Annotated in this window: 30 protein-coding genes and 3 pseudogenes; 17 read left to right on the top strand and 16 right to left on the bottom strand. The window is 40.4% G+C overall.

The genetic code is table 11. The features are described from left to right. Nucleotides 1-120 precede the first annotated feature (120 nt). The 4 genes from FGD67_RS18425 to FGD67_RS18410 form a co-directional block, all read right to left on the bottom strand. A complete protein-coding gene (locus FGD67_RS18425; RefSeq protein WP_257172502.1) occupies nt 121-414 on the bottom strand; it encodes a type II toxin-antitoxin system RelE/ParE family toxin in 294 nt (97 codons plus the stop codon). Further along, on the bottom strand, nt 411-692 hold the full coding sequence (locus tag FGD67_RS18420; protein ID WP_257172501.1) for a type II toxin-antitoxin system Phd/YefM family antitoxin: 282 nt from the start codon (nt 690-692) through the stop codon (nt 411-413). Before FGD67_RS18420 ends, FGD67_RS18425 begins: the two co-directional genes overlap by 4 nt. A gap of 286 nt (nt 693-978) precedes the next feature. Next, on the bottom strand, nt 979-1,080 hold the full coding sequence (locus tag FGD67_RS18415) for a transposase (RefSeq protein ID WP_257172500.1): 102 nt from the start codon (nt 1,078-1,080) through the stop codon (nt 979-981). Between the two features lie 44 nt (nt 1,081-1,124). Next, nucleotides 1,125-1,259, bottom strand: a complete 135-nt coding sequence (locus tag FGD67_RS18410) for a hypothetical protein (RefSeq protein WP_257172499.1) — start codon at nt 1,257-1,259, stop codon at nt 1,125-1,127. A 44-nt stretch (nt 1,260-1,303) separates the two neighbouring features. Here FGD67_RS18410 and FGD67_RS18405 point away from each other — a divergent pair. The 11 genes and pseudogenes from FGD67_RS18405 to FGD67_RS18355 all read left to right on the top strand — a co-directional run. After that, nucleotides 1,304-1,450 (top strand): annotated as a pseudogene (locus FGD67_RS18405) (IS110 family transposase); the annotation flags it as partial. Nucleotides 1,451-1,910: 460 nt separating this feature from the next. Continuing rightward, nucleotides 1,911-2,213 carry a site-specific integrase gene (locus tag FGD67_RS18400; protein ID WP_257171974.1) on the top strand — a complete coding sequence of 101 codons (303 nt, stop codon included), beginning with the start codon at nt 1,911-1,913 and terminating at the stop codon, nt 2,211-2,213. Continuing rightward, on the top strand, nt 2,197-2,823 hold the full coding sequence (locus FGD67_RS18395) for a tyrosine-type recombinase/integrase (RefSeq protein ID WP_257172498.1): 627 nt from the start codon (nt 2,197-2,199) through the stop codon (nt 2,821-2,823). The genes FGD67_RS18400 and FGD67_RS18395 overlap by 17 nt, the downstream gene beginning before the upstream one ends. Beyond that, nucleotides 2,816-3,319, top strand: a complete 504-nt coding sequence (locus FGD67_RS18390; protein WP_257172497.1) for a transposase zinc-binding domain-containing protein — start codon at nt 2,816-2,818, stop codon at nt 3,317-3,319. The genes FGD67_RS18395 and FGD67_RS18390 overlap by 8 nt, the downstream gene beginning before the upstream one ends. Next, on the top strand, nt 3,247-3,828 hold the full coding sequence (locus FGD67_RS18385; RefSeq protein WP_257172496.1) for a transposase: 582 nt from the start codon (nt 3,247-3,249) through the stop codon (nt 3,826-3,828). The genes FGD67_RS18390 and FGD67_RS18385 overlap by 73 nt, the downstream gene beginning before the upstream one ends. A gap of 389 nt (nt 3,829-4,217) precedes the next feature. Continuing rightward, nucleotides 4,218-4,469 (top strand): type II toxin-antitoxin system Phd/YefM family antitoxin, encoded by a 252-nt coding sequence (locus FGD67_RS18380; RefSeq protein WP_257172495.1) that lies wholly within the window; start codon nt 4,218-4,220, stop codon nt 4,467-4,469. After that, nucleotides 4,466-4,726 carry a Txe/YoeB family addiction module toxin gene (locus tag FGD67_RS18375; RefSeq protein WP_257172494.1) on the top strand — a complete coding sequence of 87 codons (261 nt, stop codon included), beginning with the start codon at nt 4,466-4,468 and terminating at the stop codon, nt 4,724-4,726. Before FGD67_RS18380 ends, FGD67_RS18375 begins: the two co-directional genes overlap by 4 nt. A 170-nt stretch (nt 4,727-4,896) precedes the next feature. Beyond that, a complete protein-coding gene (locus FGD67_RS18370; protein ID WP_257172493.1) occupies nt 4,897-5,502 on the top strand; it encodes a site-specific integrase in 606 nt (201 codons plus the stop codon). Further along, nucleotides 5,447-5,806 (top strand): tyrosine-type recombinase/integrase, encoded by a 360-nt coding sequence (locus FGD67_RS18365; protein ID WP_257172492.1) that lies wholly within the window; start codon nt 5,447-5,449, stop codon nt 5,804-5,806. The genes FGD67_RS18370 and FGD67_RS18365 overlap by 56 nt, the downstream gene beginning before the upstream one ends. Further along, on the top strand, nt 5,799-6,296 hold the full coding sequence (locus FGD67_RS18360; protein WP_257172491.1) for a transposase zinc-binding domain-containing protein: 498 nt from the start codon (nt 5,799-5,801) through the stop codon (nt 6,294-6,296). Before FGD67_RS18365 ends, FGD67_RS18360 begins: the two co-directional genes overlap by 8 nt. A 40-nt stretch (nt 6,297-6,336) precedes the next feature. Then, on the top strand, nt 6,337-6,972 hold the full coding sequence (locus tag FGD67_RS18355) for a transposase (protein ID WP_257172490.1): 636 nt from the start codon (nt 6,337-6,339) through the stop codon (nt 6,970-6,972). Between the two features lie 285 nt (nt 6,973-7,257). Here FGD67_RS18355 and FGD67_RS18350 read toward each other — a convergent pair whose 3' ends face one another. The 3 genes from FGD67_RS18350 to FGD67_RS18340 all read right to left on the bottom strand — a co-directional run bounded on the left by FGD67_RS18350 (nt 7,258) and on the right by FGD67_RS18340 (nt 8,847). Further along, nucleotides 7,258-7,506, bottom strand: a complete 249-nt coding sequence (locus FGD67_RS18350) for a hypothetical protein (protein WP_257172489.1) — start codon at nt 7,504-7,506, stop codon at nt 7,258-7,260. Nucleotides 7,507-7,645: 139 nt separating this feature from the next. Next, nucleotides 7,646-8,386, bottom strand: coding sequence for a hypothetical protein (locus FGD67_RS18345; protein ID WP_257172488.1), 741 nt, complete (start codon nt 8,384-8,386; stop codon nt 7,646-7,648). Then, nucleotides 8,383-8,847 carry a hypothetical protein gene (locus FGD67_RS18340; RefSeq protein ID WP_257172487.1) on the bottom strand — a complete coding sequence of 155 codons (465 nt, stop codon included), beginning with the start codon at nt 8,845-8,847 and terminating at the stop codon, nt 8,383-8,385. Before FGD67_RS18340 ends, FGD67_RS18345 begins: the two co-directional genes overlap by 4 nt. 196 nt (nt 8,848-9,043) lie before the next feature. On the opposite strand from FGD67_RS18340, the gene FGD67_RS18335 reads away from it, so the two are divergent. The 3 genes from FGD67_RS18335 to FGD67_RS18325 are packed head-to-tail and all read left to right on the top strand — an operon-like array spanning nt 9,044 to nt 10,410. Continuing rightward, nucleotides 9,044-9,346 carry a site-specific integrase gene (locus FGD67_RS18335; RefSeq protein ID WP_257171974.1) on the top strand — a complete coding sequence of 101 codons (303 nt, stop codon included), beginning with the start codon at nt 9,044-9,046 and terminating at the stop codon, nt 9,344-9,346. After that, nucleotides 9,330-9,956: a tyrosine-type recombinase/integrase gene (locus FGD67_RS18330; protein ID WP_257172486.1), complete on the top strand. Its 627-nt coding sequence runs from the start codon at nt 9,330-9,332 to the stop codon at nt 9,954-9,956. Before FGD67_RS18335 ends, FGD67_RS18330 begins: the two co-directional genes overlap by 17 nt. Further along, on the top strand, nt 9,949-10,410 hold the full coding sequence (locus FGD67_RS18325; RefSeq protein ID WP_373567797.1) for a transposase zinc-binding domain-containing protein: 462 nt from the start codon (nt 9,949-9,951) through the stop codon (nt 10,408-10,410). The genes FGD67_RS18330 and FGD67_RS18325 overlap by 8 nt, the downstream gene beginning before the upstream one ends. 72 nt (nt 10,411-10,482) lie before the next feature. Here the strand turns inward: FGD67_RS18325 and istB are convergent, their stop codons facing one another. Both istB and istA read right to left on the bottom strand, forming a co-directional pair. Further along, the gene (gene istB, locus FGD67_RS18320) at nt 10,483-11,247 is read right to left on the bottom strand and encodes an IS21-like element ISShfr5 family helper ATPase IstB (RefSeq protein WP_257172485.1); all 765 of its coding nucleotides are present in this window, start codon (nt 11,245-11,247) and stop codon (nt 10,483-10,485) included. Nucleotides 11,248-11,275: 28 nt separating this feature from the next. Then, nucleotides 11,276-12,821: pseudogene (gene istA, locus FGD67_RS18315) on the bottom strand (IS21 family transposase). Between the two features lie 230 nt (nt 12,822-13,051). On the opposite strand from istA, the pseudogene FGD67_RS21945 reads away from it, so the two are divergent. Both FGD67_RS21945 and FGD67_RS18310 read left to right on the top strand, forming a co-directional pair. Beyond that, nucleotides 13,052-13,156, top strand: a pseudogene (locus FGD67_RS21945) (transposase); the annotation flags it as partial. Between the two features lie 5 nt (nt 13,157-13,161). Beyond that, on the top strand, nt 13,162-13,656 hold the full coding sequence (locus tag FGD67_RS18310; protein WP_257172484.1) for a transposase: 495 nt from the start codon (nt 13,162-13,164) through the stop codon (nt 13,654-13,656). 288 nt (nt 13,657-13,944) lie between these two features. Here the strand turns inward: FGD67_RS18310 and FGD67_RS18305 are convergent, their stop codons facing one another. The 3 genes from FGD67_RS18305 to FGD67_RS18295 all read right to left on the bottom strand — a co-directional run bounded on the left by FGD67_RS18305 (nt 13,945) and on the right by FGD67_RS18295 (nt 16,025). Beyond that, the gene (locus tag FGD67_RS18305) at nt 13,945-14,136 is read right to left on the bottom strand and encodes a hypothetical protein (protein ID WP_182677904.1); all 192 of its coding nucleotides are present in this window, start codon (nt 14,134-14,136) and stop codon (nt 13,945-13,947) included. 153 nt (nt 14,137-14,289) lie between these two features. Then, nucleotides 14,290-15,207 (bottom strand): DUF2971 domain-containing protein, encoded by a 918-nt coding sequence (locus tag FGD67_RS18300; RefSeq protein WP_257172483.1) that lies wholly within the window; start codon nt 15,205-15,207, stop codon nt 14,290-14,292. A 128-nt stretch (nt 15,208-15,335) separates the two neighbouring features. After that, nucleotides 15,336-16,025, bottom strand: coding sequence for an alpha/beta hydrolase (locus FGD67_RS18295; protein WP_257172482.1), 690 nt, complete (start codon nt 16,023-16,025; stop codon nt 15,336-15,338). Nucleotides 16,026-16,306: 281 nt separating this feature from the next. On the opposite strand from FGD67_RS18295, the gene FGD67_RS18290 reads away from it, so the two are divergent. Next, nucleotides 16,307-17,287, top strand: coding sequence for an integron integrase (locus FGD67_RS18290; protein WP_257172481.1), 981 nt, complete (start codon nt 16,307-16,309; stop codon nt 17,285-17,287). Between the two features lie 120 nt (nt 17,288-17,407). On the opposite strand, the gene gcvP is transcribed toward FGD67_RS18290, so the two are convergent. From gcvP to FGD67_RS18270, 4 genes are all read right to left on the bottom strand, one after another. After that, nucleotides 17,408-20,314 (bottom strand): aminomethyl-transferring glycine dehydrogenase, encoded by a 2,907-nt coding sequence (gene gcvP / locus FGD67_RS18285; RefSeq protein ID WP_257172480.1) that lies wholly within the window; start codon nt 20,312-20,314, stop codon nt 17,408-17,410. 375 nt (nt 20,315-20,689) lie between these two features. Further along, entirely contained in the window at nt 20,690-21,079 is a 390-nt protein-coding gene (gcvH, locus tag FGD67_RS18280; RefSeq protein ID WP_077284557.1) for a glycine cleavage system protein GcvH, read from the bottom strand. 154 nt (nt 21,080-21,233) lie between these two features. Beyond that, nucleotides 21,234-22,322: a glycine cleavage system aminomethyltransferase GcvT gene (gene gcvT / locus FGD67_RS18275; protein WP_257172479.1), complete on the bottom strand. Its 1,089-nt coding sequence runs from the start codon at nt 22,320-22,322 to the stop codon at nt 21,234-21,236. 389 nt (nt 22,323-22,711) lie between these two features. Then, complete coding sequence (locus tag FGD67_RS18270; protein WP_257172478.1) at nt 22,712-24,022, bottom strand: UbiH/UbiF/VisC/COQ6 family ubiquinone biosynthesis hydroxylase; 1,311 nt, start codon at nt 24,020-24,022, stop codon at nt 22,712-22,714. Nucleotides 24,023-24,043 lie beyond the last annotated feature (21 nt).

The raw sequence follows: 24,043 nt of genomic DNA, 5'->3' as shown, positions 1-24,043 counted from the left end.
GAAAACGTCATTTTTGGAGAAATTCTACAGCCTCAACGCCAACTTAAGTGGAAAAATAAAGTTGGCTAAAATATTGAACAGAGTGAAAATAGCCAACTGTATTTTTTCCGTTTGAAGTTCTTATAACTCAATATCATCCAAACTAAGCAACTGACGACTATTACGTAAAGTTAGTATTTTAACTTCATTTTCAACTTTATAGATAATACGATAACTACCAAATATCACTTCACGATAATTTGAACCTGACAACTCTGGCACTTCTCGGCCTAATTCAGGTTGAGAACCGAGTAAGTCAGTGCGATCAAAAACATCATTAACCCATTTGTCTGCAGCCGATGGTTTATCAAGCGCAATAAACTTAGCAGACACTTCTAGTTTTTCTAACGCTAAAGGTGACCAAACTACTTTCAAGGATTAATACTCTTTAAAATTTGTGCGCGAGCATCAGAATTAGAAATACCTAATCCAGCAGAAAGTTGAGCTTCAGCTTTTTGTACTTCTTCAAGTAATTCAATTTTTTCCTGCATTGACTCATATTCTGCCACATCGACAACTACAGCCACACCTTTTCCTCTTTGTGTTATCACAATTGGTCTTCTTGTTTCGTTAATTTGACGAATAAATGACGCTGCACCAGCTCTAAAATCAGAAAGTGGTTGAATATCTTGATCAAAATGAAGTCTAGTCATGAATAATACCTTTAGTTGTACGTCCTATGGTACAAAGTATAGATAAAACTAAATGCAAGTACAAGACTTTGAACTTGAGTTATAACGAGCCTGTAGAATTACTCGTTTTTATTAAAATTAAATAATGAAAATGCTCTAACTGGATTATTTTCTTTTAACAATCAAAAACGTTTACGTTTTTGCCGATTTTAATTTTTCTATCGTTGAGCATTCAACACTGGCGAGTATTGGAGCGATAATGTAGTTTTGAGGTCATTTTAGTGGTGTGATGTTAGAGTTTTAGGCCCTAATGCAGGCGACTTCTTAACTTTTCAATGTTATGAACAAGGCAATACATTTGCCATTGGGTGTTCACGTTATCTTTTCCGCGCAAGGTGAATTTATTCATGCCTTTATTGACGGTAATATTGCCAAATACTGGTTCTATTGCACCTAACCTTTACTGTATTGCCGTCGACCAATCGAACTGTCTATTTTTATCTTCATTTTGTCGCTGTGACTGATGTTTTGCACTTTCTCTGTTAAGAACTGTACTTGTCGGCCCGTCGATTTAGGCGATTTTCTCATGCATTCATTTTGCAGGAGTCTTAACTAGGACATTTTAAATAAAATTAAGTAAGGAAATCGTCGATATGGCATGGCAGGCACAGTTGAGATTATGCCGACGATACAACCGACTCATGCACAAAGGCAAACATCGCGAGGTGGTACTACCTAAAGTTGATGTGAAACTGCGTATGTTGAGAATGCCAGCATGAATATTTTTTTAAACACAAGTTTTGAGTTAGCGCATGGGATCAAGCATCGGGTGTGGCACAACCACCGACGGCGTTAGGATGGCAATAGCCTAACGGCTATTGAACCACGAACATAGACTGAAGACAGGTGTCACGACGAAATGAGTAAGGTAGGCGCTGTTAACCAATAGGTTGGTAATCCACGAATATCAGCATGATAACCGACGAAATTACTTGCTTCATTCTATGCGTTAACTCACTTAATTTAAAAGTGAATAGAAAAGGTTCTGAAATTAATGAACACGGATCAGTGTATTTAACTTGACGTGGGGAGTCATACCCCAATAAACCGGCGAAAAGAGCGAAGCGAGTTGAGGTCGGATTAATTGGATTGTTGAACGAAGCCGCTTTGCGGCAGAAAAAACAAAAGTAATCTGTACTTACCTTAACTGTCAATGTCGGCAGTCTTGAGGAGTACCTTATGAATATCACCGAGCAAGCTCGTTTCAATTTATTGGTTCAATCTTACCTTAACGAACTGACCTTACAAGGAAAAAGTGACAAAACTATTGACTGTTACAGTCGATGTATTAGGCAAACAGCCACTTTCTTTGATACCTGCCCAGACGACTTGACGGTTGAAGCGCTGAAAACTTACTTCCTGTACCTCGTTGAGAATAAATCATGGAGTCACGTTAAAATCACCCGTTGTGCTATTCAGTTTTTATACACACACGTGCTACAGCGCCCTTGGCAATGGGTTGATATTGTTAAGCCCCCCTAAAGTTCAAGCACTTCAGGATGTTTTATCCTTATCTGAAGTCGCTGCAATTATTAATACCACGCGTCAATTACGATACCAAGTGTATTACTTAACCACTTATAGTTTAGGGTTGCGCTTATCTGAAACCTTAAATTTAACGATTGCTGATATTGATCGTCATTTAATGCAAGTGCATTTACGTTATACCAAAAACAAAAAAGACCGTTTCGTTCCTTTGCCACAAGCAACCTTGTTGGCATTACGTCATTATTGGAAAACACACCGTCATCCCAGTTTGTTGTTTCCTGGGGGGAAGCCACCACATATTCGACAAGACAAAACGCTGGTCATGGACAAAGGCGGTATACAAAAAACCATTAAACTTGTCGCTAACGCCTGTGGCATAACTAAAAATGTTCACGTGCATACGCTGAGACACTCTATTGCCACCCATATGCTTGAGCGTGGCGCGAGTTTGCGCTCTATTCAAGTTTTTCTAGGTCACGCTTGCCCCAAAACAACCGCGCTTTATACCCGCATGACAGAGGAAGTCGCGCAAAACAGTACACTTATGCTCAATGATATCGTTGACTCGCTTAACATTACTTGGCGGGAGCAGCGTGATGATTGAACTCGCCCAGATAGCCAGACAGTATCAAGATGAATTTACCCAAAAATACGCGAAACAAATGAAAGGAGTACACCATCAGGCACTCACAAAAATCATGGCGTGCCATACCCCACAAGCAGGGGCAATGTTGTATCATTGTGATGATTGTCAAACCAACAGCACCTTTCATCCTTCATGTGGCCATCGACACTGTCCGGCTTGCCAACATAAGAGCAATAGTGATTGGTTAACGTTGCAACAACAAAAATTGTTGCCTGTAGATTATTATTTAGTAACGTTCACGTTACCCTATCAATGTCGTCATTTTATTTGGACTCACCAAAAGTGGGCTTATCAAGCGATGTTCACTGCCGCTAAACAAACCCTAGACGCTTTTTTTTTAAACGAGATAAACAGCTTGGGGAAAATAATGGCCTCATTGCGGTGTTGCACACGCACTCCAGGCGACTTGAGTTTCACCCTCACATTCATCTTGTGGTACCCGCAGGCGGGTTAGATAAATCGAGAAAACAGTGGCAAACAAAATCAGGGAAATACCTTTTTAAAGCCGATAACTTAGCCAAGGTGTTTCGAGGAAAATTCATCGCGCTACTGTGTGCGTCTGGTTATTATCTCCCGGCTAAAACCTCTAGTTCGTGGGTAGCTGATTGTCAGCACGTAGGGAAAGGCGATAGTGCGTTAACCTACCTTGCTAGATACCTCTATCGTGGGGTGGTGAATGAAAACAACCTACTCTCGATTAAGCATGACCGAGTGACGTTTCAATATAAAGAAAGTAAAACGAAACAGTTTAAAACCATCACCGAGCACGCTACGGCCTTTTTATGGCGAGTACTACAACATGTACTGCCTAGCGGTTTTCGACGAGCACGCAATTATGGTTTTTTACATGGCAATGCTAACCGTACGTTAAAGCGGTTACAGTTACTGCTTAACGTGGTGTTAGCGCCCAGTGAAACATTACCTACAAAGGCGTTTGTTGCCCTAATTGTGCCACTCAAATGACGCTATACCTAATGCGACGAGGTCATCGCGTCATTATGGGTCATACGATATAAAACAAGGAAGTGCCTAAGCAAAAGGAATTGTTGCGCCCTAAACAGTCACAAAGTGAGGATAATAAATATAAGAAAAAACAAATTGTTGCGTTACTATATTACCAAACTCTGTTTAGTGATAGTAGCTGCGCTTGGCCTGAAAATCACCGCTTAGAGGCACCGCCAACAGACAACCCATCTTAGTTTTATTTATTTACTTATAAAGAGTACGCACCAACACCGGGCTTGTTCAACAACAGGATTAAGTTGCGGCTGCGCGCAACCTATCCTTTATTTATTATGTGCCACCACGTTATACTGTACAAATAAACGTACATGAACAATTTGGAGTCCAATATGGATGCAATAAGCTACACAGCAGCTAGAGCAAATTTAGCAAACACAATGGCGAATGTTTGTAATGATCATGCGCCAGTTATTATAACTCGTAAAAGTGAAGCTCCTGTTGTGATGATGTCTCTAGAAGACTATAACTCAATGCAAGAAACTACATATTTACTCAGATCTCCAGCTAACGCTAGAAGCTTACTTGATTCTATTGCCGAACTTGAAGCTGGCAATGGCACTCAAAGAGAGCTTATCGAGTGAAACTCACTTTTTCAACTAAGGCCTGGGAACAATATCTATACTGGCAAACTACTGACAAAAAAATACTTAAACGCGTCAATTTGCTCATTAAAGATATCCAAAGAACGCCAAATGAGGGCATTGGAAAACCTGAGCCATTAAAGCACGGGTTATCAGGCTATTGGTCTCGTCGAATTAATGATGAGCATCGCATCGTATACAAACAGCAAGATGATACAATTCTAATTGCTCAACTGCGCTACCACTACGGCACATAGCCCAATTAACAGGCAAGAAATAGTTGGTTAAAATATGCGACGAAGGAGCAAAAACCAACTGTTTTTTGTCCTTGTTTAATTTATTGAACGAAGCCGCTTTGCGGCAGAAAAAACAAAAGTAATCTGTACTTACCTTAACTGTCAATATCGGCAGTCTTGAGGAGTACCTTATGAATATCATCGAGCAAGCTCGTTTCAATTTATTGGTTCAATCTTACCTTAACGAACTGACCTTACAAGGAAAAAGTGACAAAACTATTGACTGTTACAGTCGATGCATTAGGCAAACAGCCACTTTCTTTGATACCTGCCCAGACGACTTGACGGTTGAAGCGCTGAAAACTTACTTCCTGTACCTCGTTGAGAATAAATCATGGAGTCACGTTAAAATCACCCGTTGTGCTATTCAGTTTTTATACACACATGTGCTACAGCGCCCTTGGCAATGGGTTGATATTGTTAAGCCCCCTAAAGTTCAAGCACTTCAGGATGTTTTATCCTTATCTGAAGTCGCTGCAATTATTAATACCACGCGTCAATTACGATACCAAGTGTATTACTTAACCACTTATAGTTTAGGCTTGCGCTTATCTGAAACCTTAAATTTAACGATTGCTGATATTGATCGTCATTTAATGCAAGTGCATTTACGTTATACCAAAAACAAAAAGACTGTTTCGTTCCTTTTCCACAAGCAACCTTGTTGGCATTACGTCATTATTGGAAAACACACCGTCATCCCAGTTTGTTGTTTCCTGGGGGAAGCCACCACATAGTCGACAAGACAAAACGCTGGTCATGGACAAAGGCGGTATACAAAAAACCATTAAACTTGTCGCTAACGCCTGTGGCATAACTAAAAATGTTCACGTGCATACGCTGAGACACTCTATTGCCACCCATATGCTTGAGCGTGGCGCGAGTTTGCGCTCTATTCAAGTTTTTCTAGGTCACGCTTGCCCCAAAACAACCGCGCTTTATACCCGCATGACAGAGGAAGTCGCGCAAAACAGTACACTTATGCTCAATGATATCGTTGACTCGCTTAACATTACTTGGCGGGAGCAGCGTGATGATTGAACTCGCCCAGATAGCCAGACAGTATCAAGATGAATTTACCCAAAAATACGCGAAACAAATGAAAGGAGTACACCATCAGGCACTCACAAAAATCATGGCGTGCCATACCCCACAAGCAGGGGCAATGTTGTATCATTGTGATGATTGTCAAACCAACAGCACCTTTCATCCTTCATGTGGCCATCGACACTGTCCGGCTTGCCAACATAAGAGCAATAGTGATTGGTTAACGTTGCAACAACAAAAATTGTTGCCTGTAGATTATTATTTAGTAACGTTCACGTTACCTTATCAATGTCGTCATTTTATTTGGACTCACCAAAAGTGGGCTTATCAAGCGATGTTCACTGCCGCTAAACAAACCCTAGACGCTTTTTTTAAACGAGATAAACAGCTTGGGGAAAATAATGGCCTCATTGCGGTGTTGCACACTCACTCTCGACGACTTGAGTTTCACCCTCATATTCATATTGTTGCGCCTTCTTTTTAAACGAGATAAACAGCTTGGGGAAAATAATGGCCTCATTGCGGTGTTGCACACTCACTCTCGACGACTTGAGTTTCACCCTCATATTCATATTGTTGCGCCTTCTGGCGGGTTAGATAAATCGAGAAAACAGTGGCAAACAAAATCAGGGAAATACCTTTTTAAAGCCGATAACTTAGCCAAGGTGTTTCGAGGAAAATTCATCGCGCTACTGTGTGCGTCTGGTTATTATCTCCCGGCTAAAATCTCTAGTTCGTGGGTAGCTGATTGTCAGCACGTAGGGAAAGGCGATAGTGCGTTAACCTACCTTGCTAGATACCTCTATCGTGGGGTGGTGAATGAAAACAACCTACTCTCGATTAAGCATGACCGAGTGACGTTTCAATATAAAGAAAGTAAAACGAAACAGTTTAAAACCATCACCGAGCACGCTACGGCCTTTTTATGGCGAGTACTACAACATGTGCTGCCTAGCGGTTTTCGACGAGCACGCAATTATGGTTTTTTACATGGCAATGCTAACCGTACGTTAAAGCGGTTACAGTTACTGCTTAACGTGGTGTTAGCGCCCAGTGAAACATTACCTAAAAAAGGCGTTTGTTGCCCTAATTGTGCCACTCAAATGACGCTATACCGAATGCGACGAGGTCATCGCGTCATTAGGGGTCATACGATATAAAACAAGGAAGTGCCTAAGCAAAAGGAATTGTTGCGCCCTAAACAGTCACAAAGTGAGGATAATAAATATAAGAAAAAACAAATTGTTGCGTTACTATATTACCAAACTCTGTTTAGTGATAGTAGCTGCGCTTGGCCTGAAAATCACCGCTTAAAGGCACCGCCAACAGACAACCCATCTTAGTTTTATTTATTTACTTATAAAGAGTACGCACCAACACCGGGCTTGTTCAACAACAGGATTAAGTTGCGGCTGCGCGCAACCTATCCTTTATTTATTAGAGAGCTATTTATAATTACGCTTATCAAATTCCATGAATAAAGCTCCGTACAAGGCAAAAATTGTAACGAATGACATAAAGGCAACCATTAGCCAAAATGCAAAAGGGTTTGCGGTTTCACTTATGAATATATTTTTATAAGTAAACTCTCTGCTGGAAATAACTTCCCAAAGATAATTGACTCCAATTAAAACAGCGAAAACGCAAATACCTTCTATTATAGAAAACTTACTTTTTAGTTTAGGTAATTTCATTGCGCTATTTTGCACCCAAAATATGATTAAACACTTTTAGCTCTCTAACGCCTTGCTAAGAGGCAAAAAATAGTTTGCTAAAATGTTGAGGAACGAAAACAGCAAACTGTTTTTTGTCCTTTTGAGCAACTTGTTAGGGCTAGCTTACGTCAAGCGAAGGTATTGCGAATACAACACCTTCCATATGCCCGATCACACCTTCTTCTTTACTTTTATTTTCACCTGTTTTTAGTAGAGTGAAATAATCGATCATATTCCCGTCATCATCAGATGTTTTAGTAATAATGCATCTTTTGTCTCTTGGAGTTTCGACTACTGCTACATGATCAACTTCTAATATTTTTCGATCAAACCTCTGGCAAAGAGAACCAAAATAAATTTCATTCTCAATATGTTCACAATTTAAAAAATCTTCAGTGCAAATTGAGCACTTACCAATAGATTCAGTAGCTCCTGAGCTGTTATAAAGTGCCCAACTAGGGAAAACCGCACTCTCAATATCAATTAATTGTTGTTGAAAATTGAGGATTCCTTCATATTCTTTTACCTTTAAACCAATACATGTATATTCTTGCGCATCAATTAAAAATGACCAAGATTTTTGATAACTCTCATCCTTTAAAGCCAACCACATATTCAAGACCGATTTAAGTGCATTAACTACACATTGCATATGAAAGAATTCATTTGCCATAGGCTCACTGTCAAAATGAACAGCTTGGGACTTATAAGATTTTATTTGAAGAATAAATTCTTCACATTCTTGAACTTTTTGACTTTGTAGCTCTTTAGAACGAGTAAAAAAATTAAGCTTTCCACATGAATCAACGAAATCTCGAAAGTTTTGACTTATTTTTTCAAAGGACATTTTGTCAGTCACGATTTATCTCTTTTTACTACTTCTAGTATTGATGATTCCAACTTATCAAGTCCATTAATATCACCTTCATATGAAATTTCAGTTGTTTTTGTCGACTTAGTTTCCTTATACAGCACTTTAAGTTTGATTTGTGGACTTTCAGAACTTCCTTTAAAGAAGTCTGTTAAATAGTTTGATACGACACCACAAAATACTGATATTAATTCACTATTACCAGAGACTACTGCAGAAGAAAGTAAGATCATTGGTCCAAACCACTCTCCTGAACGCTGTTCAACAAGCACTTCTGGTTCAGAAAATAACTGCAGATCCAGTTCATTTTTTGCATATTTCCAAAATGAAATAGCTGTAGATGAATATTTATTATTATCTTCTGCCTTAAAGCTGACGGGCATTAGCATTACTGCATTTTTTTCGAATGCATTTCCTTCTAATTCGATTTCAGATATTGCAATACTCAATTAAATACTCCTAGAGCCCTAACGCCCAAATAACAGGCTTAAAATGGTTTGTTAAAATTTTGAGGAACGAAAAACAACAAACTGTTTTAAGTCCTTGTTTATTTTCTTGTTGAACGAAGCCGCTTTGCGGCAGAAAAAACAAAAGTAATCTGTACTTACCTTAACTGTCAATGTCGGCAGTCTTGAGGAGTACCTTATGAATATCACCGAGCAAGCTCGTTTCAATTTATTGGTTCAATCTTACCTTAACGAACTGACCTTACAAGGAAAAAGTGACAAAACTATTGACTGTTACAGTCGATGCATTAGGCAAACAGCCACTTTCTTTGATACCTGCCCAGACGACTTGACGGTTGAAGCGCTGAAAACTTACTTCCTGTACCTCGTTGAGAATAAATCATGGAGTCACGTTAAAATCACCCGTTGTGCTATTCAGTTTTTATACACACATGTGCTACAGCGCCCTTGGCAATGGGTTGATATTGTTAAGCCCCCCTAAAGTTCAAGCACTTCAGGATGTTTTATCCTTATCTGAAGTCGCTGCAATTATTAATACCACGCGTCAATTACGATACCAAGTGTATTACTTAACCACTTATAGTTTAGGGTTACGCTTATCTGAAACCTTAAATTTAACGATTGCTGATATTGATCGTCATTTAATGCAAGTGCATTTACGTTATACCAAAAACAAAAAAAGACCGTTTCGTTCCTTTGCCACAAGCAACCTTGTTGGCATTACGTCATTATTGGAAAACACACCGTCATCCCAGTTTGTTGTTTCCTGGGGGAAGCCACCACATATTCGACAAGACAAAACGCTGGTCATGGACAAAGGCGGTATACAAAAAACCATTAAACTTGTCGCTAACGCCTGTGGCATAACTAAAAATGTTCACGTGCATACGCTGAGACACTCTATTGCCACCCATATGCTTGAGCGTGGCGCGAGTTTGCGCTCTATTCAAGTTTTTCTAGGTCACGCTTGCCCCAAAACAACCGCGCTTTATACCCGCATGACAGAGGAAGTCGCGCAAAACAGTACACTTATGCTCAATGATATCGTTGACTCGCTTAACATTACTTGGCGGGAGCAGCGTGATGATTGAACTCGCCCAGATAGCCAGACAGTATCAAGATGAATTTACCCAAAAATACGCGAAACAAATGAAAGGAGTACACCATCAGGCACTCACAAAAATCATGGCGTGCCATACCCCACAAGCAGGGGCAATGTTGTATCATTGTGATGATTGTCAAACCAACAGCACCTTTCATCCTTCATGTGGCCATCGACACTGTCCGGCTTGCCAACATAAGAGCAATAGTGATTGGTTAACGTTGCAACAACAAAAATTGTTGCCTGTAGATTATTATTTAGTAACGTTCACGTTACCTTATCAATGTCGTCATTTTATTTGGACTCACCAAAAGTGGGCTTATCAAGCGATGTTCACTGCCGCTAAACAAACCCTAGACGCTTTTTTTAAACGAGATAAACAGCTTGGGGAAAATAATGGTCTGATTGCGGTGTTGCACACGCACTCCAGGCGACTTGCGTAATATCATGAAGCCGATCGGTCAATACTATTCAAGCCGATCACTTTTTTGTCTGCCAGTAGACCTTAGTAAAATCTAACTTGAGTGATCGCCATCAGTCAAGGAATTTAGTTTTTTTCGCATCGATTCGCCTTTTAATTCCAACTTTATTGCTCCGTGAACAAGCCGATCTAGGATCGCATCAGCATGTGTCGATTCTCCGATCATTTCATACCAATTTTCTATCGGTAATTGGCTGGCAATTAAGGTCGATTTTGTGTCATATCTCGCATCAATTAATTCCAGTAAATCACTGCGTTGTTGAGCTGTTAATGGCTCTAATCCCCAATCATCTAGGATCAGTAAATTGGCAGAGCTAAGCTTGTTGATCAGTTTTCGATAACTACCATCGGCTTGCGCTAAGAACATCTTTTCTAATAGCTCTTTAAGCCTAAAATAATAAACGCTACTCCCTTGTTGGCAGTGGTTTTGACCAAGAGCACAAGCGAGGTAAGTTTTGCCACACCCCGTTGCTCCCGTGATCAAAATGTTTTGGTGAAGGCGTAGCCATTCACCTTGTGCTAATGAACGGATCTGAGTTTTATCTAGTTGTCGTGCTGCGCCATAGTTGAGTTGAGCAAGCGTACCGCCAACTCTGAACTTTGCTTGTCGAGTTAGGCGGTCAATTTTACGCTGATCACGCTGAGTTATTTCATAGTCAAGCAATAAGCTTAGTCGCTCTTCGAAGCTTTGTTCAACGTAGAGATTGGGTTGCTCATATTGCTGCAATAGTGCATCACGTATACCGCTTAGCTTTAAGTTACTTAACTGGTTATTGACTTGTTGATTGATATTTTGCATAAGATTTCCTTTGGTTTGTTAGTTTTGATTAATGGTAATAGTTGTTGCCGCGGATATTTTTATGATCAATATCTTGTAGTAAATCACCTTGAGCTTGTGGCAAGGGTTGCTTATCCAAGCCCTTTTCTAAAATGTTTTTTACTTGTTTTACGCGAGTAACACCTGTGGCTAATGCGCGATGACAGGCTGCTTCAAGACGTTGGTCAGTAAACTTCTTACCTAGGCTTAATAACCCCATACAAGCACGGTAGCTTTGCTCTGGATGCTTTTTAGCTTGCATCAATTGCATAACAAACTGCTCCGTTGAACCACCGAACTTAGCTGCCCAACGTTCGAACCGTTGTGGTGACCATTGCTGCTGCTTTTGATGAGCTATTGGCATATGTAGATCAAGCGTGGTGTGTGCACCTTCTCGGTGTGATCTTGGGTGAACGGCTACTTGAACACCCTGATGGTAAAAGTGTCACCAGTTGACCTGTGGCATGGGCTTCAAGCTTTTGTTTGATCAAGGTATGAGGTACTGAGTAGTAGTGTTTTTCAACTTCGACATGATAATCAATATGCACGCTTACTTGTTTGACTAAGGTGTAACTGTAAGCCTGTGTGGGTAGTGGTTTGAGAGCAGGTTTATCAATGGATTCAAACTGACTGAGCCTTGAACCAGGGTGCTTCTTCATTTTCCGCTGGTTTAAGTCGACAAGCAGTTTTTGTATCTTTAGGTTTAATTGGCGCAAGCTAAAGAAGCTTTCATTGCGAAGCCGTGCCATTATCCAGCGTTCGACAATTTGCACACCCACTTCTGCTTTGGCTTTATCCTTGGGCTTATAAGGTCTAGCAGGCACAATGACCGTATCATAATGTGTCGCCAATTGTTGGTAGGTTGGATTTAAATCAGGCTCATATCGACAAGGTTTAGTTACCGCACTTTTTAAGTTGTCAGGGATTACCAGCTCTGGCACACCACCAAGAAACTCAAAACAGCGAGCATGACTCATCACCCAATCTTCTAGCTTTTGGCTATACGTTGCCTCCGCATACGTATAATTAGATGCGCCCATAACTGCGACAAACACTTGAGCTGTACGGTATTCACCTGTACTAGCATCAACAATATTCATAGTTGGGCCGCAGTAATCAACAAACAGTTTTTCACCTGCTTTATGGTTTTGTCGCATGGACGGTTTTTGACATTTAAGCCATGCCTTGTACTGTCGGCAGAAGTGGGTGTAACTGTAAAATCCTTCCTCGTGTCGCTCTTTGTATTCTTGCCAAAGCAGCAATAGCGTCATGGTTTTGGGTCGCAGCTCCTGCTGAACTAACAACCAGTCAGGAATACTAAAGCCTTTTAGTCGGGGCTTTGTTTTGAAGAATGCTCGTTGCAGAGAATGATCATCCCATTTTTCATCAAGCGGCCAGCAAGTGATACCTAACTCTGCTGATTTACAGGCATATTTAGAAACAATTGAAGGTGAAATAGATAAGCTGTTTGCTATCTTTCGATGACTGAGTTTACAGTCGTATTTTAGTCTTAAAATCTCTTTAAGTTTACGCATTGAAATAGGTGCCGTTGGCATGGTTATTCTCATCATCAAAAATGAAAAGAATAACGGTTAGAAACACCTACTGGATAGACAAAAATGAGTATAAATTGAACGATACCATTCAAGCCGATCACTCAATACCATTTTGACCAAAAAGTGATCTGCATCGATGGTATTGAGTGATCGCGATGGATAGTATTAAGTGATCGGCTTAGATGGTATTAGGTGATCGCGATGCATGAGAATATGCACGACTTGAGTTTCACCCTCACATTCATCTTGTGGTACCCGCAGGCGGGTTAGATAAATCGAGAAAACAGTGGCAAACAAAATCAGGGAAATACCTTTTTAAAGCCGATATAACTTAGCCAAGGTGTTTCGAGGAAAATTCATCGCGCTACTGTGTGCGTCTGGTTATTATCTCCCGGCTAAAACCTCTAGTTCGTGGGTAGCTGATTGTCAGCACGTAGGGAAAGGCGATAGTGCGTTAACCTACCTTGCTAGATACCTCTATCGTGGGGTGGTGAATGAAAACAACCTACTCTCGATTAAGCATGACCGAGTGACGTTTCAATATAAAGAAAGTAAAACGAAACAGTTTAAAACCATCACCGAGCACGCTACGGCCTTTTTATGGCGAGTGCTACAACATGTGCTGCCTAGCGGTTTTCGACGAGCACGCAATTATGGTTTTTTACATGGCAATGCTAACCGTACGTTAAAGCGGTTACAGTTACTGCTTAACGTGGTGTTAGCGCCCAGTGAAACATTACCTAAAAAAGGCGTTTGTTGCCCTAATTGTGCCACTCAAATGACGCTATACCTAATGCGACGAGGTCATCGCGTCATTAGGGGTCATACGATATAAAACAAGGAAGTGCCTAAGCAAAAGGAATTGTTGCGCCCTAAACAGTCACAAAGTGAGGATAATAAATATAAGAAAAAACAAATTGTTGCGTTACTATATTACCAAACTCTGTTTAGTGATAGTAGCTGCGCTTGGCCTGAAAATCACCGCTTAGAGGCACCGCCAACAGACAACCCATCTTAGTTTTATTTATTTACTTATAAAGAGTACGCACCAACACCGGGCTTGTTCAACAACAGGATTAAGTTGCGGCTGCGCGCAACCTATCCTTTATTTATTAGTAGTATTTTAATCCACTGAACTTTCTTTCGTTGTTGTACGTTTTTTGATTATACTCAAGGATAAAAACACTATAGCAGAAATTAAAAACACTCCTGAGCCAATAAAGTCTTGTTCAAAAACGTTGTAGATTAAACCTAAAAACATAATAAAAGATGCAATTAAATAATTATTAGATTTAGATGATGAATCGTTTTTCATTGACACTTCCCTTTGATTGATAATGGATATTTGCTGATACTACTAACGCCTCGTTAAGAGGCAAAAAATTGTTGGCTAAAATTAGCGACGAAGGAGCAAAAGCCAACTGTTTTTTGTCCTTTTAAACGACTTGTTAGTTTTTGTTTAGCAACACTATTTTCCTATTTTTCCCATAGATTTCATGTAACTATCCAGTTGCCCCATAGAACTTAACATTCTAAATGGGTTACTTCTAGCAGCGTCATCCTCATGGGCTTCGGTTATACTACACCAAGGACATAAATCGCTCTCTGCTACTAGTGGCTCTGCACAACTATCACAAATATTGGGTGCAATTAAAATATTGTTTTCAGAGAATGTGAAAATATCCTTAGACTCATTTTTCATATATGGTTTCGGGTGGCTTTTACCGATGACTAACTCATACCAAGTCAATTCATTTTCATCAGCTATTTCCTGAGCTAAGCCAACCTTTTCCTTAGGGTATTTTGAACCTATAATAATGCCCGTTACCAAACTACAAGGAATGTATAAAATATCGTTTCCAGCTACTTTCTCAGTTACCTTTTTTAAATCAACAAACCGACACTCTTGCTCGTATTTCCAGTCATCGTATTTAGCAAAATATGATTCAACAAAAATATATTCTTGTAAGGCATAAGAGTAACGTGGTTTTTTTAAAACAGCGGCTCTTTGGAGGATCGGTTGAAGATGTTCACTTGGTGCATCTCTATAAGTAACATCCCAGATTGGGTTACCTTTAAAGTGTTCTTGCAACTTATCTAAATCAAACTCTAATACGAACCCTGTATGATTATTCGCATAATGCGCCCACATAGGGGAAACAATCGGAGACTTAGAAAAACAGGTTGTAGGACTTTGTGGAATATCAGAAATAATATCATTATAAAAAGCAAGTTGATCCGCAGGAGTGTTCAAATCCATACCAAGGAAAAGCTCATACGGATCATTATAATCCTGTGGTAAAGAGCATTTTACACCGCAAAAACCTTCTTTTTGGAAAACTAGTTCGATTACATCATTTGAAAAGTATTTATATATTTTTGACATTTGAATCGATCATCCATGTACGAAAAAAACTAACGCCCGCGTAATAGGCGCGAGCTTGCGAGCGTCCTGATTGACGCGATTGTTATCTGTTTCACCTGCCTTATTACGACAAACATGAATAGCATTGCTCACCCTGCTAGGAATTTAGAAACTTCACTTGAATACTCTTGAATAAATTCAAGTTTATTATCTAGTGGCTCTACTGTATTCGGCGGAGCTAAATCCATGAACGAAAAATGACCAGCGCCGTTAGTGATGCGTAGATCTGCTTTTTGCGAACTAGATATAGCTTGAGCCAACCATTCACTTTGTGATGGTGGGGTAATGTTATCTTCAGAGCCCACCCAAACTAAAATCGGCACTTTTAGAGCATCAAGTGCGCCCGGAGCTTGGAAGAACCCAGTAGGTGGCGCCAAAAGGGCTAGGCGAAGCAACCTCTTTTCCCGGCTAATATTGACCTGCCGGCCAGGACCCAACCACATTTGCGCCCCAGCTAGAGCGAAAAGAGTAGTGGCGCCAATTGAGTGACCTACACCAACTACTTTTGCGCCAGGTTGACTGAACGCTGAGAGTGCGAGAGACAAACGCCTTCCTCGCAAAGCCAACTCTTCCTCTCTCGGGTGTGGCGAAAGTAATCGCTCGAAATGAGGAGCAATGACGGTGAAATCAGATTCGACTAATTCTTTCAAAAATGTACTGTATCGCTCAGGTTGACCTCCAGAGCCAACAGCAAAAAGTACTACAGGACAGTTTTTGTCGCCCTCATGTATTGAAACATCGAATGGCACTCCGCCATCTTCAATTATTTCCAATCTCATAAATAATTTGTTCCTTTGGCTCGATGCCGGACAAATAACAGCTTATTATGAAGAAAAAATCCTTATTTAAACAAGGAAAAGATCCTTTTTTCATATTTTTAATAATCAAAACATACCTTATTTATCTATTATCTACAATAAGTTACTAATAAAACATTTCGTTATGCTAAAGACATAAACGAGAATATTTCCTTTTTATTGGATAAAAGCAGGATACCTCACTAAACTGTATAAATACACAGTACAATTAATGGCGTAACAAAATAAATAAGGATAAATATATGAGCTCTCTTTTTCTTACCCATATTAAAGAGCAGATGTGGACAAAAAGATATGCAAAACGCACTATCGAGTCTTATTTATATTGGATAAAAGCGTTTATCATTTTTAATAATAAGCGGCACCCTAGCACTTGCCATAATCATGAAGTTGAGTCTTTTCTCTCTCATTTGTCTAATGTCATCAATGTGGCGCCTAAAACACAGGCATTAGCATTGAATGCCTTATCGTTTATGTACAAATATGTGCTTAAAAATGAATTAACATTGGAATTGAATTTTAATAAAAGCCATATTCAGCAAAAATTGCCTGTCGTACTAACGCAAAAAGAAGTATCTGCACTGCTTCGACAAATTGACGCTAACTTTCAATTAACTTGTCAACTTATGTACGGAAGTGGCCTGCGCTTAATGGAGGCTGTTCGTTTACGAGTACAAGATATAGATTTTGATTTTTATACTGTTAGAGTGTGGCAAGGTAAGGGAGGAAAAAACCGCTGCGTGACTTTAGCAAAAGAGCTTGTTGATGCATTAAAGATGCAAATAAATTACGTTGAACTACTTTTTATCTGTGACTCTAAAAACACTAATTATCAGGGTGTTTATTTGCCTTTCGCATTAAGTAGGAAGTACCCTAACGCACGAAAAGAGTTAGGATGGCATTATTTATTTCCTTCAAAAAGACTAAGTATAGACCCTGAAGTGAATGCGCTTAGACGGCATCATATAAATGAAACATCGATAAGAAAAGCAGTAAAACAAGCAGCAAGGAAAGCCCATATCGAAAAAAATGTAACTTGTCATACATTGCGTCACTCCTTTGCTACACACTTGTTACAACGAGGTGCCGATATTCGTACGGTACAAGAGCAATTAGGGCATAGTGATATTAGAACAACACAAATATATACACATGTCATTGAATGTGGTGCTGATGGTGTTACTAGCCCGTTATCTGATCTAATGAAAATAATGCCAAGTTAATTAATTATCTGCTCATTTTTAATGGTTAAAATGAAAAAATAGTTCGCTTAATTAAAATGATTTTATATACAACAAAAAAAGCGAGCCGAAGCTCGCTTTTTATTATTCTATATCAACCAGTTAGTCTTGATAAGTAGAAACCGGAGGACAACTACAAATCAAATTACGATCCCCGTATACATCATCAATACGGTTAACCGTTGGCCAGAATTTATTCGCTGCTGCCGCAGGCACAGGGAATACCGCTTCAGCAATCGTGTAACCACGATCCCACGTATCGGTAATATCTGCTAAGGTATGCGGTGCATTGTGTAATGGGTTGTCTTCACTTGACCATTCACCTGACGCTACTTTACGCACTTCATCACGAATACAAACCATCGCTTCAATGAAACGGTCTAATTCAACTTTTGACTCAGATTCTGTCGGCTCAATCATAAACGTACCCGCTACTGGAAACGACATGGTTGGCGCATGGAAACCGTAATCCATTAAACGTTTTGCCATATCAACTTCAGTCACACCTGATTCTGCTTTAAGTGGACGTAAGTCGATAATACATTCGTGAGCAACTCGGCCATTTTTCCCCGCATATAAAATCGGGAAATGTTGGCTAAGTTTGGTTGCTAAGTAGTTAGCGTTAGTGATCGCATACTTAGTCGCATCCGTTACACCTTTACGGCCTAATAAAGCAATGTATAGGTAAGAGATACATAAAATACCGGCACTACCGTAAGGAGCGGCTGAAACTGCGCCATTACCTTGAGTGCTTTCGCTCACGTTGATTAACGCATGGTCTGGCAAAAATGGCGCTAAATGCGCTTTAACGCCGATAGGACCCATACCTGGACCGCCGCCGCCGTGTGGAATAGCGAAGGTTTTGTGTAAGTTTAAGTGTGAAACGTCAGCACCGATAAAGCCTGGTGAAGTCACGCCAACTTGCGCGTTCATGTTAGCGCCATCAAGATAAACTTGACCGCCATGCTGATGAATAATATTACAAATTTCAGCAATAGTCGTTTCGTATACACCGTGTGTTGACGGATATGTGATCATGATACATGACAAATTCTCGGCTAACTCGCTAGCTTTGCTACGCAAGTCGTCCATGTCAACGTTACCTTCTTTATCACAGGCAACAACAACCACTTTCATGCCAACCATTTGCGCTGACGCGGGGTTAGTACCATGTGCTGAAGCAGGGATTAAACAAATGTTACGATGATCATCACCACGGCTAGCGTGGTATTTGTGAATCGCGATAAGACCGGCATATTCACCTTGTGCACCCGAGTTTGGTTGCATTGAAATGTTGTCGTAACCTGTTAGCTCAATTAATGCGTCGCCTAACTCGTCAATCATTTGCTTGTAACCTTGTGCTTGGTCAACAGGTGCAAATGGGTGCATGTTAGCAAATTCAGGCCATGATACTGGGATCATTTGCGCTGTCGCATTCAATTTCATGGTACAAGAGCCCAATGAAATCATCGAATGGTTCAATGCTAAATCTTTGTTTTCTAACTTTTTGATGTAACGTAGCATCTCAGTTTCACTGTGATACGAGTTAAATACTGGGTGGGTTAGAATCGCTGTTTCACGTTTTAATGCCGCAGGAATTGAGTCACTGCCTAATACACGCAACTCAGCGTCAAGTAATTCGATATCTAAGTCGTGATCTTCACCAAATAAAATAGCTAATATTGCGGCAAACTTAACGCGGTTAGTGGTTTCATCAAATGAAATACTGATTTGATTTTCAACGTCAGTACGAAAGTTAACACCTTTAGCTAAGGCACGCGCTACGATGTCAGCTTTTTTCTCGTTTGATAAATTAAACGTTAAAGTATCAAAAAATTGTCCGTGTAAAGGTGTTAAACCTTTAAGATTAGCGGCATGCGCTAAAATATCAGCAAAACGATGAATACGTTCAGCAATCACTTTTAAGCCTTTCGGACCATGGTAAACCGCATAAAATGCCGCCATGTTCGCGAGTAATACTTGTGCGGTACAAATGTTTGAGTTGGCTTTTTCGCGGCGAATATGTTGCTCGCGCGTTTGCATGGCCATACGCAATGCTGGGTTACCGCGAGTATCTTTTGATACCCCGATAATACGACCCGGCAATGAACGCTTGTATTTATCAGACGTTGTGAAGAATGCGGCGTGTGGTCCGCCATAGCCCATAGGAACCCCAAAACGTTGGCTTGAACCAATAACCGCATCTGCACCTAATTCACCCGGTGCTTTTAATAACACTAAGCTCATAATATCGGCGGCAACGGCAACAATACCTTTTTTCTCATGTACTTTAGCGATTAACTCACTGATATCAGTAACTTCACCCGTCGCACTTGGGTATTGTAATAAGGCACCAAATACGTCGTGCTCTACCACGTCAACCGCAGGTGCTACAACAATGTCAAAACCAAACATCTCGGCACGTTGTTTAACAACGTCGATAGTTTGTGGGTAAACATCACTTGCAACGAAGAAGGTATTTGATTTTTTATTTTTAGATACCCGTTTTGCTAATGCCATGGCTTCAGCAGCTGCTGTACCTTCATCAAGCAATGACGCTGATGCTAGGTCTAAACCGGTCAGGTCTAAACACATTTGTTGGTAGTTTAATAATGACTCTAAACGACCTTGAGCAATTTCTGGTTGGTATGGCGTGTAAGCCGTGTACCAGCCTGGATTTTCTAACACGTTACGTAAAATAACATTAGGCGTAAGTGTGCCGTAGTAACCTAAACCAATATAAGTCTCGTTGACTTTGTTTAAGCTAGCCACCGCTTTTAAGTCGGTTAACGCTTGTACTTCGGTTTTGCTTTCTTCAATCGCCGGTAAATCTGCTAAACGAATATCGCTTGGTACGATTTCATTGATCAAGGCATCAACAGATTCAGCACCGATATCGTGCAACATAGCTTGAGTTTGCTCGTCATTTGGACCAATGTGACGACGAATAAAATCTTGTCTTTGCTCTAATTCAGCTAAAGATAAAGAGTCATTATATTGAGTAGTCATAAAACAGCTTCACTTAGTATTTAAACGTAATATAAAAGAAAGCCCCGGTATTCAAGTGAATCTTCGAGGCTTAAAATTCTTTTCGTAAACAGTTTGTTATTTATACACAGGTTAATTGTTCCCGACTTAACCTAAGTACTTACATCCATGTAAGCAAGGCGCTAAAGTTATCAGTCTTATGAGCTTAGTGAACTAAGTGATTGAGACGAATAACAAAAGCAACGCAGTATAAAGACAAAATGTGCCCGAAAAATTAGCGATATCAATTATGTTTTAGGCAAAGCGGTCAAGTTGCAAACCGTTGGAGCTTACTGGTGTAAGTGACAAGGTGAGCAACGCCGACAATGCAAACTAAACTTAATTGACGAGGCTAAATTAGTCTTCGTCGATCGAGTTTGCATAACCTTCAGCATCAAGCAAGCTGTCTAGCTCGCCTTCATCTTCAATTTTTAACTTGAATAACCAACCGTCACCAAACGCGTCTGAGTTTACTAACTCAGGTGAGTCTTCTAGGTCTTCATTCACTTCAACAACTTCGCCCGTTACCGGTGCGTAGATGTCTGATGCTGCTTTTACTGATTCTGCTACGGCAACGTCGTCACCAGTACTTACGCTGTCACCAACTTCAGGTAATTCAACAAATACCATATCGCCTAAAAGGTCTTGTGCGTGCTCAGTAATACCGACAGTAACGATACCGTTACCTTCGTTACGTACCCATTCGTGTGATGTTGCATATCTTAGTTCTGAAGGAATGTTGCTCATAGTTTTGTTCCTAATCTTTATTTTTAAATTTTGTGTAAATTACTATAGTATAAAGCTATGCCTACGCTAATAACGTCATACTATAGCTTAAATTTTTAGCATTTTTAAGCACATTTTATCGCCAATTTATTGTAGCGAATGGGTTGTAAATTGCTTAAAAAACTTTTTCACCGTTACGTACAAAGCTCGGCTTAATCACTTGCACTTTAACTAATTTTTTACGCATTTCAACTTCTACTGTAGTGCCTAACTTTACGCTACGTGGTACGCGTGCCATGGCAATACTGTGCCCTAGCGTTGGAGAGAAAGTGCCTGAAGTAATAATGCCATCACCGTCTTCAGTGATCACTTTAAGACCGGTGCGTAATACGCCTTTTTCTGCCAGTACTAAACCGACTAATTTAGCTTGGTCGCCCGCTGCACGTTGTGCTGCTAATACTTCACGACCGTTAAAGTTACGATCTTCTGGTTCCCAGCTAATGGTCCACGCCATGTTAGCGGCTAATGGCGAAACGCTTTCGTCCATGTCTAAACCATAAAGGTTCATGCCCGCTTCTAAACGTAGGGTATCACGAGCACCTAAACCACAAGGTTTAACGCCGGCATCAAGCAAGTTTTGCCATAAATCAGCGGCTTGGTCAGCAGGTAAGGCAATTTCATAACCGTTTTCACCGGTATAACCTGTAGTAGCAATAAATAAGTCGCCAGTTTGAGCTGAGAAGAATGGCTTCATACCATCAACAGCGGCAATTTGTTCAGCCGTTAATAACGTCGCTACTTTAGCTTTGGCTTGTGGGCCTTGCACAGCGATCATGGCAAATTCAGGACGTTCAGTTACGGTGACGTCGAAAGCAGCTGATTGCTCAGCGATCCAAGCGAGATCTTTTTCACGTGTTGCTGAATTTACCACTAAGCGGTAATCTGTATCAGTGAAGAAATAAACGATTAAATCATCGATAACGCCGCCTTCATGATTACACATACCGGTATAGAGTGCTTTACCAGCAACGTCTAACTTGGCGACATCGTTGATCACTAAACGGCGTAAAAATGCTTGTGCATCAGTACCTTTAACATCAACGATGGTCATGTGTGAAACATCGAACATACCGGCATCTTTACGCACCGCGTGATGTTCTTCAATTTGAGAACCGTAGTTGATTGGCATTTCCCAGCCGTGGAAATCAACCATTTTAGCGCCAGCTTCTATGTGCTTAGCGTGTAATACTGTTTTATTTGTCATCGTACGTTTCACTCACGTTAGTTGTTTTATCTAAATTTTCAGCGCTAAAAGCAAGCACAGAGACTAAATCTAGGATAAAGACGGTAGATTTACAAAAAGTGAGCAAGATTATATCCCTCAGCAGCTGTTGATTCAACAGATAAGATGGCTATTTTAAAATTTAAACCCGACTAAAGAAACTATTCCAAATTAAATTTTCAAAAGTCTACCTTTTAAAAATTTAATTCCTTAAGTGTCGATAAAGGCAGCGATTGGCAAATTTAAATTTTATCTTGTCGGTAAATAATGACAGAAATGAATTTCTCAAGCTGCCAATTTAGTATCAACAGATTGAGAAAATATCGACCTTTCTTGACCTAATGGTCAATAAAAACAAGGTAAGAGTGCGATCATTGTGTTTTTTTGTTGGCTAAGTATTGTGACCGTGGTTTGGCTAATTCAGGTAATTGCCCCTTAAAACCCAACGCTTGATTTATCATTAAAGCTTTAGCCGGTTTAATTTTATTAAGTAACGACATACCAACACCACGAATTAATTTAACCGCGCTTTGCTGCGGAGCAAAAGCTTGTTTAATCGCTTCCATGGCGGCAATCATTTCTGCCGCTTCGCTTTTACGCCAACGGGCAAACTGCTGCAGCGATTTATCACTATACCAACCGTGATCATTGCCATTGCTTTGGGCTTGCGTACTTTTAAGTTTTACTTGTTCAACAAGGGTTTGTGCCAACGCGGCAGCATCAAGTAAACCTAAGTTCACTCCTTGCCCCGCTAACGGGTGTATTGTATGTGCGGCATCGCCAACCAGTACCATACGACTTTTCACAAACTCTTGGGCAAAACGCATAGTTAACGGGTAAGTAAAACGTTCACTGACTAGGGATATAGCACCCAACTTACCGTCACTTGCCGCGGTTATTTCTTTGGCAAAATCTTCGGCTGATAACGTGCTTAATCTTGTCGCTTCTTCAGGGCTTGTTGACCAAACAATAGAGCATAAATCGTCTTGGTATAATGGCAATAATGCTAAGGGTCCCGTTGCTAGAAATACTTGCCAAGCGGTATTTTGATGGCCTTGTTGGCATTTAACGGTCGCGACAATGGCATGATGATCATAATCACGAAAGGTTAACGGTACGTTCATTTGTTGGCGCACCCAAGAATTTGCCCCGTCAGCACCAACCACTAATTTTGCCACTAGCGGCATCGCTTGCTGGCCAGTTTCGCGATTAACTTCAAAGGTGGCGAATACTTCGTTATCACTGAGGTTTAATTGCTGTAGTTTATGCTCAGTAAAAAACTCAATGCCACTGTCTTGTGTTGCTTTGTGCCATAGCGCATTGCGAATTGCTTTGTTTTCAACAATAAAGCCTAATTGTTCGGGGCCATGCCCTACGGTTTTGTGGTTAACATCTTTTAAAGCAAAGTCTAATTGACCATAACCGGCTTTATCCCAAATATGCATGTCATGATAAGGCTGAGCGCGTTGAGCGATTATATCTTGCCAAACATTGAGGTTGTTAAACAGTTGCACACTGACGGCATTAATAGCACTCACCCGTACTTCGGGCTCATCAGTGAGTTCAGTTATCGGCGAGTTGTCAACAATCGCAACGCTTAGCTCACTTTGCTGACGGATCGCTAAGGCAAGCGTTAAGCCCACCATACCGCCACCAACAATTAACAGATCAAATTTTTGCATTATATTTCACATTTATTTGTT

It is taken from the genome of Colwellia sp. M166, from assembly GCF_024585285.1.
Lineage (GTDB): Bacteria > Pseudomonadota > Gammaproteobacteria > Enterobacterales > Alteromonadaceae > Cognaticolwellia.
Note: the sequence above shows the minus strand (reverse complement) of the source record. Positions and strands in the feature narration are given on the sequence as shown.